This window comes from Stenotrophomonas sp. LARHCG68, from assembly GCF_052871705.1.
In genome coordinates, this window is record NZ_JBIXJV010000001.1 from 731,594 (window position 1) to 748,502 (window position 16,909).

Genomic DNA, 16,909 nt, shown 5'->3' on the forward strand with positions numbered 1-16,909 from the left:
AGGCGAGGGGCCTGCGCCAAACATTCGACGCACGGTTTGCGCTTTTTCAACCCAGGTCGCGATTGAATGCGGCCTTGGGGACGGACAGGGTCAGGCGGAAGCAGGCCCCGCCCGCGGGGACGGAGACATAGTCCAGCTGGGCCTGGTTGGCCCGGCACAGCTCGCGCGCGATGTACAGGCCCAGGCCGGTGCCGTGCTCGGAGGTCGTATAGAAGGGGCGGAACAGCTGGGCGGCGATGGCGTCGGGAATCCCGGGGCCGCGGTCCATGACGTCGATCACCGCGTGTCGCTCGCCGGAGGCCACGCGGATGCGGACGCGGGCGGGCTCCTCGGCCATGCGACCATACTTGAGCGCATTGTGGACCAGCGCGGTCAGTACCTGGTGCAGGTGGCGCGAGTCCATCAGCGCCGGCACGCTGGGCTCGCGGATCACCGCCTCCAGGCTGTCGGTTTCCAGCGACAGGCTCTGCCGGTACTCCAGCACGAAGCGCCGGACAAAGGTGACCAGGTCCAGGTTCTCCGGGTTGGCCCGTTCGCGCCGGGCCAGGGCCAGCACGCTTTCCACGATGCCGTTGGTGCGCTGGCACTGCTGGTGGATGATCTGCAGCAGGCGGCGGTCGGCATCGCCCAGGTCGTTGGATTCCTCCAGCAGCTGGGTGGCGTAGTTGATGGCCGCCAACGGGTTGCGGATCTCGTGGGCCAGGCTGGCGGAGAACCGGCCCAGCGTGGACAGGGTGAGCGATTCGGCACGCTTGGAGACGACCGAGGTGTCGTCCAGGAACACCAGGGTCATGTCGCTGTCGGCCAGCAGCCGGGCGAAGCGGGGCAGGACTTCGGCCTGTTCCGGTGCCAGTTGCAGGGCCACCTCTTCTTCCTGCCAACCGCCGCGCCAGCGCTGCAGGCGCCGGGCCAGTTCCGGCGAGGCGCTGGCCAGGGTGACGCGCTCGGTGGCCAGGGTGCCTTCCAGGTCGCCAAGCAGGGCGGTGGCCGCCTCGTTGGCCAGAGTAATGCGACCATCGATGTCGACCACCAGCACGCCGGTGCGCATGCGCCGGATGATCAGCTCGTTGACCTCGAACAGGTTGGCTACCTCCGCGCCGCGCTGGTCGGCCAGTTGCTGGGTGCGCCGGGTGCGGTTGCCGATCTGGTAGCAGATGAAGGCCAGCGACAGGTAGCTGGTCACGAACATGGCCAGTTCGGCCAGGGTACGGCTGTTGTCGACGCCTTCCAGGTAGGTCCAGCCGAACTCCAGCACGCTGGCGCCGCTGGCCAGCAGTGCCACCAGCATCGCGCGTGACAGCGGCAGCAGCAGGCCGGCGGCGGCGATGTTGAACAGCAGCGACATCGAGATGCCGGCGCTGGAGCCGGGCAGCGCATGGCTGAGCAGCACCGCCGCGACGATGTCGGCCAGCACGCTCCAGAACACGATGGTCTGCAGCCAGCGCTCGTTGCGGCCCCAGAACAGCAGCCCGGCCGATACCAGCAGGTAAATCGCCGACACCCACTGCGCCAGCCCGACATGGTGGGCCTCCCCGACCATCATGCTCAGCGGGCTGAACACCAGGGCGCACAGCAGCGAGGCGACCAGCAGGCGGTACAGGGCGAAGAAGTACAGTTCGCGGCGCGGGATCGACTCGATGCGGTCGATCAGCGAAGGGCTGGGGGCCAAGCCGGAACTCCTATCTGCAGACGGGCTCGGGCAAGTATAGGTGCCGGCGGGCCGGTTCCGGGTGTTTTCACAGGCGCCGGACAGTTGCGGCAAGTGGCTGAAAATGCATGGGAAAGCGTGCCGGTCTTGGCGATTTGTACAGACTTCTTTGCGCCCCGGCGCTGGCTCGGCCACAATAGTGGGCCCGCCGCGGTCCATGCTGGCGCCCCTCCGTGGGGCCCGAGGAGATGCGTGCGGTCGTTCCTATTCCCACGGTGACGCATGAATTTCCACGAGTACCAGTCAAAACAGCTGCTTGCCGAATACGGTATCCCGGTTCCGGCCGGCAAAGTCGCGGCTACCCCGGACGAGGCGGTTGCCGTCGCCCAGTCGCTGGGCCAGGGCCCCTGGATGGTCAAGGCGCAGATCCACGCAGGCGGCCGCGGCAAGGCCGGCGGCGTCAAGTTCTGCAAGACCGTCGAAGACGTGAAGGCCGCTGCAGCCAAGATGCTCGGCACCAAGATGGCCACCTACCAGACCGCCGGCGTCGAGCTGCCGATCAACCTGGTGCTGGTGACCACCGCCGGTGAGATCGTCAAGGAACTGTACCTGTCGGTGCTGGTCGATCGTGGCACCCGCACCATCAGCTTCATTGCTTCCTCGGAAGGCGGCATGGAGATCGAGCAGGTTGCCGCCGAAACCCCGGACAAGATCCACACCCTGAACGTGGACTTCGTCGAGGGCGTGCAGGGTTACCACGGCCGTGACATCGGCTTCAAGATGGGCCTGACCGCCAAGCAGGCCGGCCAGTTCGCCAGCATCATGGTGAACCTGTACCGCATCTTCAACGAAAAGGACCTGGCGCTGGTTGAGATCAACCCGCTGGCCATCCTGGACGACGGCAACCTGTACGCGCTGGACGGCAAGTTCAACAGCGACGACAACGCCGCCTTCCGTCACAAGGAGCTGGTCGCCATGCGCGACAAGTCCCAGGAAGACGAAACCGAAGTGACCGCTTCGGAGCTGGACATCAACTACGTCACCATGGACGGCAACATCGGCTGCATGGTGAACGGCGCCGGCCTGGCCATGGCCACCATGGACGTCATCAAGCTCAACGGCGGCGAGCCGGCGAACTTCCTGGACGTGGGCGGCGGCGCCAACAAGCAGCGCGTGATCGAGGCGTTCAAGCTGATCCTGTCCTCGGACAAGGTCGAAGGCATCTTCGTCAACATCTTCGGTGGCATCGTCCGCTGCGACATGATCGCCGAGGGCATCATCGCCGCGGTCAAGGAAGTGGGCGTCAAGGTTCCGGTCGTGGTGCGCCTGGAAGGCACCAACGTGGAAGAAGGCAAGCAGCTGCTGCGTGACAGCGGCATGGCCATCATCCCGGCTGACAACATCAACGACGGCGCCAAGAAGGTCGTTGAAGCTGTCAAGAACGCCGCCTGATCCCGACACCAAGGAATTCCCATGTCTGTTTTGATTAACAAGAACACCAAGGTGATCGTGCAGGGCTTCACCGGCCAGCAGGGCACCTTCCACGCCACCCAGATGATCGAGTACGGCACCCAGGTCGTCGGCGGCGTCACCCCGGGCAAGGGCGGCACCACCCACATCGACCTGCCGGTGTTCAACACCGTGGCCGATGCCGTGCAGGCCACCGGCGCTGACGCGTCGGTCATCTACGTCCCGCCGCCGTTCGCTGCCGACGCCATCCTGGAAGCCGCTGCTGCCGGCATCAAGGTCATCGTCTGCATCACCGAGGGCATCCCGGTGCTGGACATGCTGCGCGTGGACAACGTGCTGAAGGGCTCGCACCCGGATACCGTGCTGATCGGGCCGAACTGCCCGGGCGTCATCACCCCGGGTGAGTGCAAGATCGGCATCATGCCGGGCCACATCCACAAGCCGGGCAAGATCGGCATCGTGTCGCGTTCGGGCACCCTGACCTATGAAGCGGTCAAGCAGACCACCGAAGTCGGCCTGGGCCAGTCCACCTGCATCGGCATCGGTGGTGACCCGATCAACGGCCTGAACTTCGTCGACTGCCTGAAGCTGTTCAACGAAGACCCGCAGACCGAAGGCATCATCATGGTTGGCGAAATCGGCGGCGACGCCGAAGAAGCCGGTGCGGAATACATCAAGGCCCACGTGAAGAAGCCGGTCGTCGGCTTCATCGCCGGCGCCTCGGCGCCGGCCGGCAAGCGCATGGGCCATGCCGGTGCGATCGCCTCGGGCGGCAAGGGCACTGCGGAAGGCAAGTTCGCCGCGATGGAAGCGGCTGGCGTCGTCACCGTGCGTTCGCCGGGCGACCTGGGCGCTGCCATCGCCAAGCTGGTCAAGTAAGCGCTGACCGCCGGTGATGTGTCGAGAAGGCCGCCCCGTGGGGCGGCCTTCTCTTTTGTGCCGAGCGTGAAGAGCTGCCCTCACCCCTACCCCTCTCCCGCGGGCGGGAGAGGGGAGAGCCAAGGCGAAGGCCGAAGCCGATGCCGAAGCCAGAGCCGAAGCCAGAGCCGAAGCCAGAGCCAGAGCCAGAGCCAAGGCCGGAGCCAAGGCCGGAGCCAAGGCCGGAGCCAAGGCCGGAGCCAAGGCCGGAGCCAAGGCCGTGCGCTCCTGCGGTTGCTTTCCCCTCTCCCGCCTGCGGGAGAGGGGTAGGGGTGAGGGCAGCTTTCCGAGCCTTATCCCTCCATATGCCTGATTTTCCCCGCCGTCCCCGCGCGGGACCTTCCTCCTTCCGATGGAAGGAGCGAAGGACATGCGAAAAGGCGCCAAGACCGGCTGCGCCAGGGCCTTGCGGCAACGGATGACCGACGCCGAGCAACGACTCTGGTACCACCTGCGTGCCGATCGCCTGGCCGGCTTCAAGTTCCGTCGCCAGCATCCCATCGGCCCCTACGTGGTCGACTTCGCCTGCCTGGCGCGGCGGCTGGTCATTGAACTGGATGGCGGACAGCATGCCGGTGATCCCAGCGATCCGGCACGTGAAGCCTTCCTGAGGGGGCACGGCTACCGCGTGCTGCGGTTCTGGAATAATGAAGCCCTGAGCAACACCGCCGCGGTCTGCGAGAGCATCCTGCAGGCGTTGTCGATCGAACCAAGCCCCCGCAGGGTGCGGGGCCAAGCAGAAGGTTGTTGATATGTCCCAATCGCTACGCATCGCCCTGGCCCAGTTCGACTTCCCGGTCGGCGACGTGGCCGGCAATACCGGCCGCATCATCGAGCTGATGCACGAGGCGCGTGACGAATACGGCGCGGACGTGGTGCTGTTCCCCGAGTTGGCGGTCAGCGGCTATCCGCCGGAAGACCTGCTGCTGCGCCCCGGCTTCCTGGATGACTGCGAGCAGGCCATCGCCCGCATCGCCACCGAGGCGACCGGCATCGTGGCGGTGGTCGGTTGGCCGCAGAGCGCCGGCGCAGTGGTCTACAACGCGGCCAGCGTGCTGCGCGATGGTGCCGTGGAGACCACCTACCGCAAGCGTGAGCTGCCCAACTACGCGGTGTTCGATGAGCGCCGCTACTTCGATGTCGATCCGGATGGCGGCAACTGCGTGGTGCAGGTCAACGGCGTGCAGGTCGGCCTGGTGATCTGCGAGGACCTGTGGTTCCCCGAGCCGCTGGCCGGCACGGTGGCCGCCGGTGCCCAGCTGGTGCTGGTGCCCAATGCCTCGCCGTACGAGCGCGGCAAGCATGCCCAGCGCGATGCGCTGCTGGCCGAGCGCTGCGCGGCATCGGGCGTGGGCATCGCCTACCTCAACACCATTGGTGGCCAGGACGCGGTGGTGTTCGACGGTGCTTCGGTGGTCGCCGACGGTGATGGCACGGTGCACCCGGCGGCGGTAGCGTTCGCCGAGGAAATGCTGGTGGTCGAGTACAACGTCCAGGCGCGCAGCTTCATGCCGTTGCGCTGGATCGACGACGGCGATGAAAGCATGGATGCGCTGGCGTGGCGGGCGGTGACGCGTGGCATCCAGGACTACTGCCGCAAGAATGGCTTCGGCAAGGTGTGGCTGGGCCTGTCCGGCGGCATCGACTCGGCGCTGGTGCTGGCGATGGCGGTGGACGCGCTGGGCGCGGACAACGTCACCGCGGTCAGCCTGCCGTCGCGCTACACGGCCGAGCTGTCCAATGACCTGGCGGTGGAGCAGTGCCGTGCGCTGGGCGTGAAGCTGGAGACGGTGCCGATCGAGCCGGCATTCCAGGGGTTGATGCAGTCGCTGTCGGCGATGTTCGAAGGGCAGGCAGCCGATGTCACCGAGGAGAACCTGCAGTCGCGCAGCCGTGGCGTGATCCTGATGGCGCTGTCCAACAAGTTTGGGGGCCTGCTGCTGACCACCGGCAACAAGAGCGAGTACGCGGTGGGCTACGCCACCATCTACGGCGACATGTGCGGCGGCTACGCGCCGCTGAAGGACCTGTACAAGACCGAGGTCTACGGCCTGTCCAAGTGGCGCAACACCGTCGGCGGTGCGCCGGTGATCCCCCCGGCGGTCATCGCCCGCGCGCCCTCGGCCGAACTGCGCGAGAACCAGACCGACCAGGATTCGTTGCCGGCCTATGACGTGCTGGACGGCATCCTGTACCGCTACATCGACCAGGAACAGTCGCGCCAGGACATCATCGCCGCCGGGTATGCGCCCGAGGTGGTGGAGCGGGTGCTCAGGCTGGTGCGCATCAGCGAATGGAAGCGGCACCAGGCCGCGCCGGGGCCGAAGGTGTCGCGACGTGCCTTTGGCCGTGAGCGGCGCTACCCGATCACCAACGGCTATCGCGGCTGAGGCAAGGTGTTGCGCGAACAGCAAAGGGGCCGAAAGGCCCCTTTGCTGTTTCCGTGGAGACGGAAATGCCGATGCGTGTCGATGTGTGTCGACTTCGTGGGCGTTGGATGTCGCCCGCCGTGGGGCGTGCCGGTCGGTGCGATCTCGCGTCAAACCGTTGGCATCCTGGATTGGCACCCTAGGCCCACAAGAAAACATCAAGTCATCTCTCTCCTTTGCCACCGCCCCGCGCGGTGGCGAATTTTTTTTGCGTCATCTGAAGGTGCGCGTGGCCTGCCGGGGAGGCATGGCGAAGCGTGTCAGTGATGACGCGGGACGACGGGCCGTGTCGGGTGATGGCCGGTCGGCGCACTGCATGACACGAAGCTGGCACGGCACTGCCATCAATTGAAAAACAGCAGCGATATCGGATCGTTAATTTTCCGTCAGGCCGGTGCAATGACGCTGTCATGCACGGGCCGATCAAAACGGTTCTGAGCGATCAGGACGTGTCCTTCTTCATCTGGAACACGTAAATAATGAATATCAAGACAAACTCCGGTCTTCGCCGTGGTGCGCTGGTTGTCGCCATTGGCTTGTCCCTCAGCGGTACGGTCGCGGCGCAGGAGGCAGCCAGCAGTAGTACGAATGCGACCACCCTGGATCGCATCGAGATCACCGGCTCGCGCATCAAGCGTGCAGATGTGGAAGGTGCATTGCCGGTAACCGTGATCGGCCGCCAGGACATCGAGGTGAGCGGCAGGGCAACGGTGGCCGACATCCTGCAGAACTCCAGCTTCAACTCCTTCGGCTCCTTCGTGCCCAGTTCCGGCAGCTCCGCCCAGTCGTTCGCCGGCCTGAGCCTGCGCGGCTTGGGCGAAGGCCGCACGCTGATCCTGATCGATGGCCGGCGTGCCGCGGTGTCGCCGCTGACCGGTGAGGGCCAGGACTTGAGCTCGATCCCGGCGGCGGCAGTGGAGCGCATCGAGATCCTGACCGATGGCGCCTCGGCCATCTACGGTGCCGACGCGATCGGCGGCGTGGTCAATGTCATCACCCGCAAGAACTATGAAGGCTTCCAGGTCAGCGCCGGCGCGACCGACAACAAGTACGGTGGCGATGCATCCGAGGCCTCGGTGCTGTTCGGCGCGGCGGGTGAGCGTGGCTCGGTGATGGGCGGCATTTCCTACACCGACCAGAAGATCAGCTATGTATCCGACTACCCGTGGTCGGACACGGTCGCCGGTTCGTCGTACTCGAACAACTACCTCAACGTGCTGACCGATGCCAATGGCAACCGGGTTGCCGGCTCGAACCTCTACACCAACGGCAGCAGCGTGGTGCCGGGTGGCTGCTCGGGCACCAACTTCTACGAGAGCACCAGCAGCACCGGCCGTACCAGCTGCCTGTACAACTATGTCGGCGACATGGCCGACACCGCCAGCATCAAGAACAAGAACCTGTTCCTGCGCTCGGAGTACGCGCTCAGCGATGCCTGGACCATCAACGCCGACATCTACGTGAACCGCAAGAACAGCACCAGCGTCTACGCGCCCGTGCCCGAAAGCATCTTCGTCAGCGCCGACAGCCCGAACAACACCACCGGGCAGGATGCCTACATCAAGCACCGCTTTGCCGCCTTGGACAAACGCTATACCTACACCGACGAGAACAGCTACGACGTCAACCTGAGCCTGCATGGCCAGCTGACCGACAGCACCAGCGTCGACTTCGGCGTGCGCAGCAATGAGGCGCGTGCGACCGTGACCGGCTACAACTACGTCAACATCCCGGTGGCCGAGCAGTACTTCGAAAGCGGCCAATACAACGCCTTCGACCCGTACGCCAACTCCCAGGAGGTGCTCGATGCCATCAGCACCACGATCGGCCGCAACACCTTCTACAAGCAGAAGGAGTTCAACGCGCAGTTGACCACCGACCTGTTCACGCTGCCGGGTGGCGTTTCCTCGCTGGCGGTGGGCGGTGAGTACAGCAAGCATGACTATGCGGACATCTATGACCAGCAGTCGGCGGCCGGCAACGTGGGCGGTTCGTCCGGCAATTCGGCATGGGGCGAGCGCAACCTGACCTCGGGCTTCGCCGAGTGGAGCCTGCCGATCTTCGACAACTTCTCGGCAGACCTGGCCGTTCGTTACGACCACTACTCCGACTTCGGTGATTCCACCTCGCCGAAGCTGTCGCTGCGCTTCCAGCCGCTGCACAACCTGACCTTCCGCACCTCGTATGGCAAGGGCTTCCGCGCGCCGACGCTGCAGGCGCTGAACCAGCAGGATGCGTTCTCGGCCGACTCGGTGACCGACGAGGCCACGGCACTGGCCTACGGCCTGGCCGCGTCCAGTTCGATCCAGATCAATGGCTACCACGTGGCCAATCCGGACCTGAAGGCCGAGACCTCCAAGCAATTCAGCTTCGGCGTGGTGTACGACCCGTTCTCGTGGGCCAACATCACGCTGGACTACTGGAACACCGAGATCAAGAACCAGATCAAGTGGTACTCCGCGCAGACGGTGATCAACCGCACCGCCCTTGGCCAGTACCTGCCGGACAACCTGTCGGTCGTGCGCAACAGCGACGGTTCGATCCAGGCGGTGTATGCCGGCTATGGCAATGAAGGGTTGGTCAAGACCGACGGCATCGACCTGAACATCCGCACCCAGTTCGACCTGGACGACTGGGGCAGGCTGACCTCGACCCTGCAGGGTTCCTGGACCCACAGCTACAAGGTCGACAGCCGTTACGGCTCGGACGAGTACGTCGGCACCAGCGGTTACCCGGAGTGGCGTGCCAACCTCAACACCCGCTGGGAGCGCGGCGACTGGAGCGTGGCGTGGACCATGAACATGATCGGCTATGAGCCGGGCTACTACGTCGACTACTACGAAGGTGACTACAGCTGCTCGGAGCTGAAGAGCGAGGGCTACGTGAAGCGCTGCAGCGGCGCTTACATCACCCATGACCTGCAGCTCAACTACCAGGCCCCGTGGAATGCAACGATCTCGCTGGGTGCCCGCAACCTGACCAACAAGGCGCCGGTGTACGACGTGGCGTACTCGCCGACCAACTTCAACAACTATCTGTACAACGGCTACGGCCGCCAGCTGTACGTGCGTTACACGCAGAACTTCTGAGGTCGGCGCGACTGAGGGTGCAATGTGGGCGGTCCCGGTGACGGGGCCGCCTTTTTTGTCGACCGGAACATCCAGGGCGGTGCGTGGCCGAAGCCGTGTTCGCCAGTGCTGGAGCAGGGGGTGTTGCGGGACGGGCTGGGATTGCCTCCCCGCCTGCGCGCTGGGGAGATGGGGGAATCGCCGGGGCTGCTACGGCTTGCGGCATGGAATCTGCCCAGGTTGCGTACATCCCGGGCATCGCGTCATCCGGGTCTCGGCAGGGCAGGGGCGTCGTTGGCCCCCAACGGGAAAGGGGCCCGAAGGCCCCTTTTCGTATTCGCATGCGCTGGCTGCTTACTTTCGGCGGCTCATCGTCGCATTGCTCTGGCCGGTGGCCACCGACTTCTCGCCGGCGAACGGGTTGAGCTTGCGGATCATCCACGGGTACTTCGGCCAGTCGCCGGTCAGCCACGGGTGGTCGGGCTGGTTCAGCTCCAGCACGCGGCGGGCGTCGTCGGCCAGGGTCTTGTTGCCGATGTGGGTGTAAGACTCGCCCAGCACCGCCACGGCGTCGTACTGGAAGGCGCTCTGCGGGTAGGTTTCCAGCAGGTAGTTGGCGCGGCCGGCGGCCGAGACCCAGGCGCCGCGGCGGGCGTAGTACAGGGCATTGTCCAGCTCGTGCTGGGCGAACACGTCGCGCAGCTCGATCATGCGCTGGCGCGCATCGGCCGCGTAGCGGCTGTTCGGGTAGCGCTCGGTGACGATGGTGAAGTCGGCGTAGGCCTGGCGCGGGGTGGACAGGTCACGGCGGCTCGGGTCCAGCGACCACACGCGGCGCAGGAACACCGTGTCGCGGTTGCCGTTGGCCAGGCCGCGCAGGTAGTACAGGTAGGCGATGTTGCGGTGGGTCGGGTAGGTGCGGATGAAGCGGTCGATGCTCGACACGGCGTCATCGTTCTTGCCGGCCTTGTACTGGGCATAGGCGCTTTCGATCATCGCCTGCTCGGTGTACGGGCCGTACGGGTACTGGGCGATCAGGCGCTTGAAGCTGGTTTCGGCGCCGGACCAGTTGCCGCCTTCCATCAGCTTGTGGCTCTTTTCGTAGAGCTGCTCGACAGGCGCGCCTTCATCGGCGTCCTTTTTCTTGTCGCCGCGGTGGCAGCCGGTGGCGACGAAAACCAGGACCAGCAGCAGGGCGGTGAGGCGGACGGGCGCGGACAGCAAAGAGCGTCGGATCATGGGTCAGGGCGGGACGCGGCAGGAATACGAGGTGTCGATGATAGCCTAGTGGCCTGTCCTGCGAATGACTGTTGCTGTCAGGACCCCCGATTTCGTCTTTCAGTTGGCCTTTGACATGTCCGAGAACACCTCCCCGACCCAGCGCCAGGCGCTGGTGCCCGATACCGCCGCCGGCCGCCGCTTCGACGCCGTCGTGGCCGAGCTTTTCCCCGAATTCTCCCGTTCCCGCCTGACCGAGTGGATCAAGACCGGTGCGGTGCTGATGGACGGGGAGCCGGCCCGGCCCCGCGACCCGGTCCGGGGCGGGGAGTCGGTTTCCCTGAATGCGGTGCTCGACACCGAGGTCAACGCGCAGCCGGAGGACATCCCGCTGTCGATCCTGTACGAGGACGAGCATGTCTACGTGATCGACAAGCCGGCCGGGCTGGTGGTCCACCCGGGCGCCGGCAACCCGACCGGCACCCTGGTCAACGCGCTGCTGTTCCGTGACCCGGAGATCGCCAAGGTGCCGCGTGCCGGCGTGGTCCACCGCCTGGACAAGGACACCAGCGGCATCATGATGGTGGCCCGTACCGTGCAGGCGCAGACCGCGCTGGTGGAACAGCTGTCCGCCCGCGAGGTCCACCGCCAGTACCTGGCCGTGGTGGTCGGGGCGCTGGTCGCCGGCGGCACCGTGGACGCGGCGATCGACCGCCACCCGCGCGACCGCCTGCGCATGGGCGTGCGCGAGGACGGCAAGGACGCGGTCACCCATTACCGCCTGCGCGAGCGCTTCCGCGGCCATACCGCGCTGGAGTGCCGCCTGGAGACCGGCCGCACCCACCAGATCCGCGTGCACATGGCGCACATCAAGCACGCCATCGTCGGTGACCCGCTGTACGGCGGGTCGCTGAAGCTGCCCAAGGGCGCCAGCGACGAACTGGTCGCCCAGCTGCGCGGGTTCAAGCGCCAGGCCCTGCACGCCGAAACGCTGGAGTTCCAGCACCCGATCACCGGCGAGACGATCAGCAACACCGCCCCGGTGCCGGCGGACCTGCTGGCGCTGATGAAGGCGCTGCGCGAGGACTCCAAGGCCTTCGCCGAACGCGAGCGAGACCGCTGGTGATGAACGACGCGCTGCCTGCCCTGGCCGCCGACTGGCCGGCCCCGGCCGGGGTGCATGCCTTCACCACCCGGCGCCACGGCGCGGGGGGCTCGCAGCCGCCGTTCGACCACTTCAACCTGGGCAACCGCAGCGCCGCCGAGGGCGACGACCCGGCCCAGGTGCAGTGCAACCGTGACCAGTTGCAGCAACTGGCGGGTCTGCCCTCGGCGCCGCACTGGCTGCGGCAGGTGCACGGCACCGGCGTGCTGCGTTTCCAGGCGCCGCCGCAGGCACAGGGCATTGATGCCGAACCGGTGGCCGATGCGGCGGTGACCTCGGTCCCCGGCGTGGTGCTGGCGATCCTGACCGCCGACTGCCTGCCGGTGGTGTTTGCGGCGCGGGCCGGGGGCGAAGTGGCCGCTGCGCATGCGGGGTGGCGCGGGTTGGCCGACGGCATGCTGGAGAACACCCTGGCGGCGATGCGGACCCCGGCCAGCGCGGTCATCGCCTGGTTGGGGCCGGCCGCCGGGCCGGCCCATTACGAGATCGGGGCGGATGTGCGCGAGGCCTTCCTCGCCCATTCGGCCGCGGCCGAAGCGGCGTTCACGCCGACCCGTCCCGGGCATTGGCGGGTGGACCTGTACGCACTGGCACGCCAGCGGCTGCAGGCCGCGGGCATGGACCCGGCCGATATCCATGGCGGTGACCAGTGCACCATCGCCGACCCGCAACGCTGGTTCTCGCACCGGCGCGACCGCCGCAGCGGCCGCATCGCCACCCTGGTGTGGATGGACCCATGAGCAGGCCGCTGTTCGAGCAGGTGCTTGGCCCGGGGTTCGGACAGCTGCCCCCGCAGGTACGCGCGCTGCATTCGGTGCGCGGCCGGCAATGCTGGAGCGGGCAAGGCGAGGTGCTGCGCGGCACCCATTGGCTGGTGGCGCCCTGCGCCTGGCTGGCGCGCCTTCCGCCCAGTGCCAGCGTGCCGGTCAGCGTGGAGTTCGTGGTGGATGCGGCCGGGGAACGCTGGAACCGGCGGTTCGGGCCCGCCCGGATGGAATCGCGCCTATGGCAACAGGGTGGTGGGCTGTTCGAGCAGCTGGGGGCGGTGCGGTTCCGCTTCGGCCTGCGCGAGGAGGAGGGCCAGATCCTGTGGCGGGCCGAGCGCGCCTGGGCGTTTGGCCTGTTGCCCCTGCCCACCCGCTGGTTCGGCCAGGTGTACTGCCGTGAACGCGAGCGACACGGGCGTTATGAGTTCCTGGTGGATGTCTCGATGCCGCTGATCGGGCGGTTGATCCGCTACGAAGGCTGGTTGCTGCCGGAGGACGGGGCGGCATGAGCGGCGAGGCGCCGGTGATCGTGTTCGACGGGGTGTGCGCGCTGTGCAGCCGCTGGGTGCGCTTCCTGCTGCGCTTCGACCGCCGGGGGCGTTACCGCTTCGCGGCGATGCAGGGGGTGCAGGGCCGTGCGCTGTTGCTGGCGCACGGGCTGGACCCGGATGACCCGCTGTCGTTCCTGCTGGTGGAGGACGGCGTGGCCTACACGGATACCGATGCGATCGTGCGCGTGGTCAGCGGCCTTGGCGGCGTGTGGAAGCTCGCGGGGATCGCGCGCTGGCTGCCCGGATCCTTGCGGGACCGTGCCTACCGGTGGTTGGCGCGCAACCGCTACCGCTGGTTCGGGCGGCATGACAGCTGTTACCTGCCGACGCCGCAGCAGCGGGCACGGTTCCTGGATTGACGCCGGGGATGCGGTGGCTGATGCCAGCGTTTTGCCCGCACGGCCCCTCACCCCAACCCCTCTCCCGCATGCGGGAGAGGGGCTAACTCATGACGAACCGACGCAATCCGAGCCCCTCTCCCGCATGCGGGAGAGGGGTTGGAGTGAAGGCGGTGTTTCCAGTGCCTGCAGGTAGTCGCGGCGCCAGCGATTGATGTCGTACTCACGCAGGTGCTGCATCATCAGCTGCCAACGCTCGATGCGTTCGGCCAATGGCATGTTGGCGGCTGCGGCGATCGCATCGGCCACGCCGTCCAGGTCATGCGGGTTGACCAGCAGTGCCTGCTTCAGCTCGTCCGCCGCGCCCGCCAGCAGTGACAGCACCAGCACGCCGGGATTCTCCGGGTCCTGCGATGCCACGTACTCCTTGGCCACCAGGTTCATGCCGTCGCGCAGGGGGGTCACCAATCCCACCGCGGCCTCGCGGTAGAAGCCGGTCAGCGTGCTGTGCGCGTAGTTCTGGTTGACGTAGCGCAGGGGGGTCCAGTCGGCTTCGGCGTGGCTGCCATTGATGTGGCCGGCCAGGCGCTCCAGGTCGGTGCGCAGCTTGCGGTACTCGGTGACGCTGCCGCGCGAGACCGGTGCGATCTGCAGGAAAGTCATCGAGCCCTTCTGTTGCGGGTAGCGGTCCAGGTAGTGCTCGAAGCCATGGAAGCGCTCGGGCAACCCCTTGGAGTAGTCCAGGCGGTCCACGCCGATGGCCAGCTTGCGGAACTGCAGGCTGCGGCGCAGGGCGCGCACCGCGTTGTTGCGGGTGGCACCGTGCGCCTGTCGCGCGATATGGGCGGTATCGATGCCGATCGGGAATGCCGAGGTGCGGATGCGCCGCCCGTCCGGCGCCTGGATCCACTCGCTGTCCACCAGCGTGCCGCCGCCGAACAGGCGCGCATAGGACTGGAAGCGGTCGACGTCGCGGCGGGTCTGGAAGCCCAGCAGGTCGTAGGCGTACAGCGTGGAGAACAGGTTGCGGTGGTCGGGCAGGGCCTGGATCAGGTCCGCCGAGGGCACCGGCACGTGCAGGAAGAAGCCGATGCGGCAACCGATGCCGCGTTCGCGCAGCATCGCCGCCAACGGGATCAGGTGGTAGTCATGGATCCACACGGTGTCGTCCTCGCGCAGCAGTGGCGCGAGCCTGTCGGCGAACAGGGCGTTGACCTTCCAGTAGCCTTCGCGCTTGCGGCGGTCGTAGTCCACCAGGTCCAGGCGGAAGTGCAGCAGCGGCCACAGGGCGCGGTTGGAGAAGCCGTTGTAGTAGTTGTCCAGGTCGGGTCTGGACAGGTCCATCGTCACGAAGCGGATGTTGCCCTCGCCCTGCTCGCGCAGGGTGCCGCTGTCCTCGTTGACGCTGCGCCCGCTCCAGCCGAACCACATGCCGCCGCGTTCCTTCAACGCGGCCAGCAGGCCGACGGCCAACCCGCCGGCACGGGATTCGCCGGGCATCGCCACCCGGTTGGACACCACCACCAGACGGCTCACGACGCGTCCTGCCACGGTCGCGACAGGCGCATGGCGGCGGTGATCAGGCCAACGTGCGAATACGTCTGCGGGAAGTTGCCCCATTGCTCGCCGTCGTCGAAGGCCAGGTCCTCGGACAGCAGGCCGACGTGGTTGCGGCGCGCCAGCACGCTTTCGAACAGGTCGCGTGCCTCGGCCACGCGACCGATCGCGGCCAGTGCGTCGATGTACCAGAACGTGCAGATGGTGAAACTGGTCTCCGGTGCACCGAAGTCATCCGGGGCGATGTAGCGGTACAGCGCGTTGCCATGGCGCAGCTCGCGGCCGATGGCCTCGACGGTGGCGACGTAGCGCGGGTCCAGGGCATCGATGAAGCCGATGTCGGCCAACAGCAGCAGCGAGGCATCCAGGTGCTGGCCGTCCCAGGCATCGGTGAAATGCCCAAGGCGCGCGTTCCAGCCACGTTCGATGACGCGCTGGTGGATCGCATCGGCCCGCTGGCGCCAGAGCAGGGCGCGTTCGGGCAACTGCACGCGCGAGGCGATCTTGGCCAGGCGGTCGCAGGCGGCCCAGCACATCGCCGAGGTGTAGGTGTGCACCGAGGTCCTGCCACGGAACTCCCACAGCCCGGCGTCGGGGACGTCGTGCAGGGCATAAGCGCGCTCGCCGAGCGGTTCCAGGCGGGCAAAGGTGTCCGCATCGCCGGGGGCTTCCAGGCGCTGGTCGAAGAACAGCTGGGTGGAGGCCAGGACCACCGAGCCATACACGTCGTGCTGTTTCTGCACCCAGGCCAGGTTGCCGCGGCGCACCGGCCCCATGCCGCGGTAGCCGGCCAGCGAGGGCACCTCGCTCTCGTCGAGCTTCTCTTCCATGCCGATGCCGTACAACGGCTGCAGGCTGCCGTCGCTGGTGGCCAGGTTGAAGATGTAGTGCAGGAAGCCCTCCATCGTGCGGGTGGCACCCAGCCGGTTGAGCGCGCGCACCACGAAGGCGGCATCGCGCAGCCAGCAGTAGCGGTAGTCCCAGTTGCGCGCGCTGCCGGGCGCCTCCGGGATCGAGGTGGTCATGGCCGCGATGATCGCGCCGCTGTCCTCGTACTGGCACAGTTTCAGGGTGATGGCGCTGCGGATCACCGCGTCCTGCCATTCCAGCGGGACGGAGAGGTAGCGCACCCATTCACGCCAGTACTCGGCCGTGCGCTGGAAGGCATCCTGCGCGTAACCGGCCAGGCTGCGCTGCAGGGTTTCATCCACGCCCAGCACCAGGTCCACCGGCTGGGTCAGCGCGAACGCGGTGCCTTCGCGGATGAAGCGCACCGGCACATCGGTGGTCAGGCGCAGGGTGAAACCGGGCAACAACCAGCGCAGGTGGTTGCTGCCCCAGGTGGATTCGGGCGTGCGTGCGCCCCAATCGGCCAAGGGACGCGCCCGGATGCGGATGCGCGGGCTGCCGGACAGCGGGCGGATGCGCCGGATCACGCTGGGGGGGCGGTACAGGCGACCATGGCGTTTCCAGCGTGGCGCGAAGTCGATCACCTCGATCGCCCCTCCCTGGGTGTCACGCAACACCGTGCGCAGGATGGCGGTGTTGGTGAAGTAGTGTTGTTCGCTGTCGGCGAAGTCTTCCAGCTCCACCGCGAAGTCGCCGCCGTCATGGTCGCGCGGGCTGAGCAGCGCACAGAACGCGGGGTCGCCATCGAAGGCGGGCAGGCAGCTCCAGACGATGCGCGCCCGCTTGTCGATCAGCGCGCCAAAACTTCCGTTGCCAATGACGGCCAGGTCCAGATCGGCCCGTTGCATGACTTGCTCCTGTTGTGGATGGC

Annotated in this window: 12 protein-coding genes and 1 pseudogene; 9 read left to right on the top strand and 4 right to left on the bottom strand. The window is 66.9% G+C overall.

The window, feature by feature from the left end; translation table 11 throughout:
• Positions 1-46: 46 nt before the first annotated feature.
• On the bottom strand, positions 47-1,669 hold the full coding sequence (locus tag ACIPR8_RS03165; protein ID WP_323439217.1) for a sensor histidine kinase: 1,623 nt from the start codon (positions 1,667-1,669) through the stop codon (positions 47-49).
• A gap of 261 nt (positions 1,670-1,930) precedes the next feature.
• Here ACIPR8_RS03165 and sucC point away from each other — a divergent pair, with 261 nt between their 5' ends.
• From sucC to ACIPR8_RS03190, 5 genes are all read left to right on the top strand, one after another.
• Positions 1,931-3,100 (top strand): ADP-forming succinate--CoA ligase subunit beta, encoded by a 1,170-nt coding sequence (gene sucC, locus ACIPR8_RS03170; protein ID WP_132865375.1) that lies wholly within the window; start codon positions 1,931-1,933, stop codon positions 3,098-3,100.
• A 21-nt stretch (positions 3,101-3,121) separates the two neighbouring features.
• Positions 3,122-3,997: a succinate--CoA ligase subunit alpha gene (gene sucD, locus ACIPR8_RS03175; protein WP_132865374.1), complete on the top strand. Its 876-nt coding sequence runs from the start codon at positions 3,122-3,124 to the stop codon at positions 3,995-3,997.
• A 409-nt stretch (positions 3,998-4,406) separates the two neighbouring features.
• Positions 4,407-4,787, top strand: a complete 381-nt coding sequence (locus ACIPR8_RS03180; protein ID WP_446540130.1) for an endonuclease domain-containing protein — start codon at positions 4,407-4,409, stop codon at positions 4,785-4,787.
• A gap of 1 nt (position 4,788) precedes the next feature.
• Positions 4,789-6,426 (top strand): NAD+ synthase, encoded by a 1,638-nt coding sequence (locus ACIPR8_RS03185; RefSeq protein ID WP_446540131.1) that lies wholly within the window; start codon positions 4,789-4,791, stop codon positions 6,424-6,426.
• Positions 6,427-6,944: 518 nt separating this feature from the next.
• Positions 6,945-9,554, top strand: a complete 2,610-nt coding sequence (locus ACIPR8_RS03190) for a TonB-dependent receptor (RefSeq protein ID WP_192287453.1) — start codon at positions 6,945-6,947, stop codon at positions 9,552-9,554.
• Between the two features lie 333 nt (positions 9,555-9,887).
• Here ACIPR8_RS03190 and ACIPR8_RS03195 read toward each other — a convergent pair whose 3' ends face one another.
• Complete coding sequence (locus tag ACIPR8_RS03195; protein WP_132865370.1) at positions 9,888-10,772, bottom strand: outer membrane protein assembly factor BamD; 885 nt, start codon at positions 10,770-10,772, stop codon at positions 9,888-9,890.
• 115 nt (positions 10,773-10,887) lie between these two features.
• On the opposite strand from ACIPR8_RS03195, the gene rluD reads away from it, so the two are divergent.
• The 4 genes from rluD to ACIPR8_RS03215 are packed head-to-tail and all read left to right on the top strand — an operon-like array spanning position 10,888 to position 13,593.
• Positions 10,888-11,877, top strand: a complete 990-nt coding sequence (rluD, locus tag ACIPR8_RS03200) for a 23S rRNA pseudouridine(1911/1915/1917) synthase RluD (RefSeq protein WP_446540132.1) — start codon at positions 10,888-10,890, stop codon at positions 11,875-11,877.
• Positions 11,877-12,656: a peptidoglycan editing factor PgeF gene (gene pgeF / locus ACIPR8_RS03205; RefSeq protein WP_313251889.1), complete on the top strand. Its 780-nt coding sequence runs from the start codon at positions 11,877-11,879 to the stop codon at positions 12,654-12,656. Before rluD ends, pgeF begins: the two co-directional genes overlap by 1 nt.
• The gene (locus tag ACIPR8_RS03210) at positions 12,653-13,192 is read left to right on the top strand and encodes a DUF4166 domain-containing protein (RefSeq protein ID WP_446540133.1); all 540 of its coding nucleotides are present in this window, start codon (positions 12,653-12,655) and stop codon (positions 13,190-13,192) included. The genes pgeF and ACIPR8_RS03210 overlap by 4 nt, the downstream gene beginning before the upstream one ends.
• Entirely contained in the window at positions 13,189-13,593 is a 405-nt protein-coding gene (locus ACIPR8_RS03215) for a thiol-disulfide oxidoreductase DCC family protein (RefSeq protein WP_446540134.1), read from the top strand. Before ACIPR8_RS03210 ends, ACIPR8_RS03215 begins: the two co-directional genes overlap by 4 nt.
• 159 nt (positions 13,594-13,752) lie before the next feature.
• Here ACIPR8_RS03215 and otsA read toward each other — a convergent pair.
• A pseudogene (gene otsA, locus ACIPR8_RS03220) lies at positions 13,753-15,108 on the bottom strand (alpha,alpha-trehalose-phosphate synthase (UDP-forming)); the annotation flags it as partial.
• On the bottom strand, positions 15,105-16,886 hold the full coding sequence (locus ACIPR8_RS03225; RefSeq protein ID WP_323439224.1) for a glycoside hydrolase family 15 protein: 1,782 nt from the start codon (positions 16,884-16,886) through the stop codon (positions 15,105-15,107). The gene ACIPR8_RS03225 and the pseudogene otsA, both read right to left, overlap by 4 nt.
• Positions 16,887-16,909 lie beyond the last annotated feature (23 nt).

Excerpts from the sequence above, each read along its gene's own strand:
- sucC (WP_132865375.1), top strand. The coding sequence starts at position 1,931 with ATGAATTTCCACGAGTACCAGTCAAAACAGCTGCTTGCCGAATACGGT.
- sucD (WP_132865374.1), top strand. The coding sequence starts at position 3,122 with ATGTCTGTTTTGATTAACAAGAACACCAAGGTGATCGTGCAGGGCTTC.
- ACIPR8_RS03180 (WP_446540130.1), top strand. The coding sequence starts at position 4,407 with ATGCGAAAAGGCGCCAAGACCGGCTGCGCCAGGGCCTTGCGGCAACGG.
- ACIPR8_RS03185 (WP_446540131.1), top strand. The coding sequence starts at position 4,789 with ATGTCCCAATCGCTACGCATCGCCCTGGCCCAGTTCGACTTCCCGGTC.
- ACIPR8_RS03190 (WP_192287453.1), top strand. The coding sequence starts at position 6,945 with ATGAATATCAAGACAAACTCCGGTCTTCGCCGTGGTGCGCTGGTTGTC.
- ACIPR8_RS03195 (WP_132865370.1), bottom strand. The coding sequence starts at position 10,772 with ATGATCCGACGCTCTTTGCTGTCCGCGCCCGTCCGCCTCACCGCCCTG.
- rluD (WP_446540132.1), top strand. The coding sequence starts at position 10,888 with ATGTCCGAGAACACCTCCCCGACCCAGCGCCAGGCGCTGGTGCCCGAT.
- pgeF (WP_313251889.1), top strand. The coding sequence starts at position 11,877 with ATGAACGACGCGCTGCCTGCCCTGGCCGCCGACTGGCCGGCCCCGGCC.
- ACIPR8_RS03210 (WP_446540133.1), top strand. The coding sequence starts at position 12,653 with ATGAGCAGGCCGCTGTTCGAGCAGGTGCTTGGCCCGGGGTTCGGACAG.
- ACIPR8_RS03215 (WP_446540134.1), top strand. The coding sequence starts at position 13,189 with ATGAGCGGCGAGGCGCCGGTGATCGTGTTCGACGGGGTGTGCGCGCTG.
- ACIPR8_RS03225 (WP_323439224.1), bottom strand. The coding sequence starts at position 16,886 with ATGCAACGGGCCGATCTGGACCTGGCCGTCATTGGCAACGGAAGTTTT.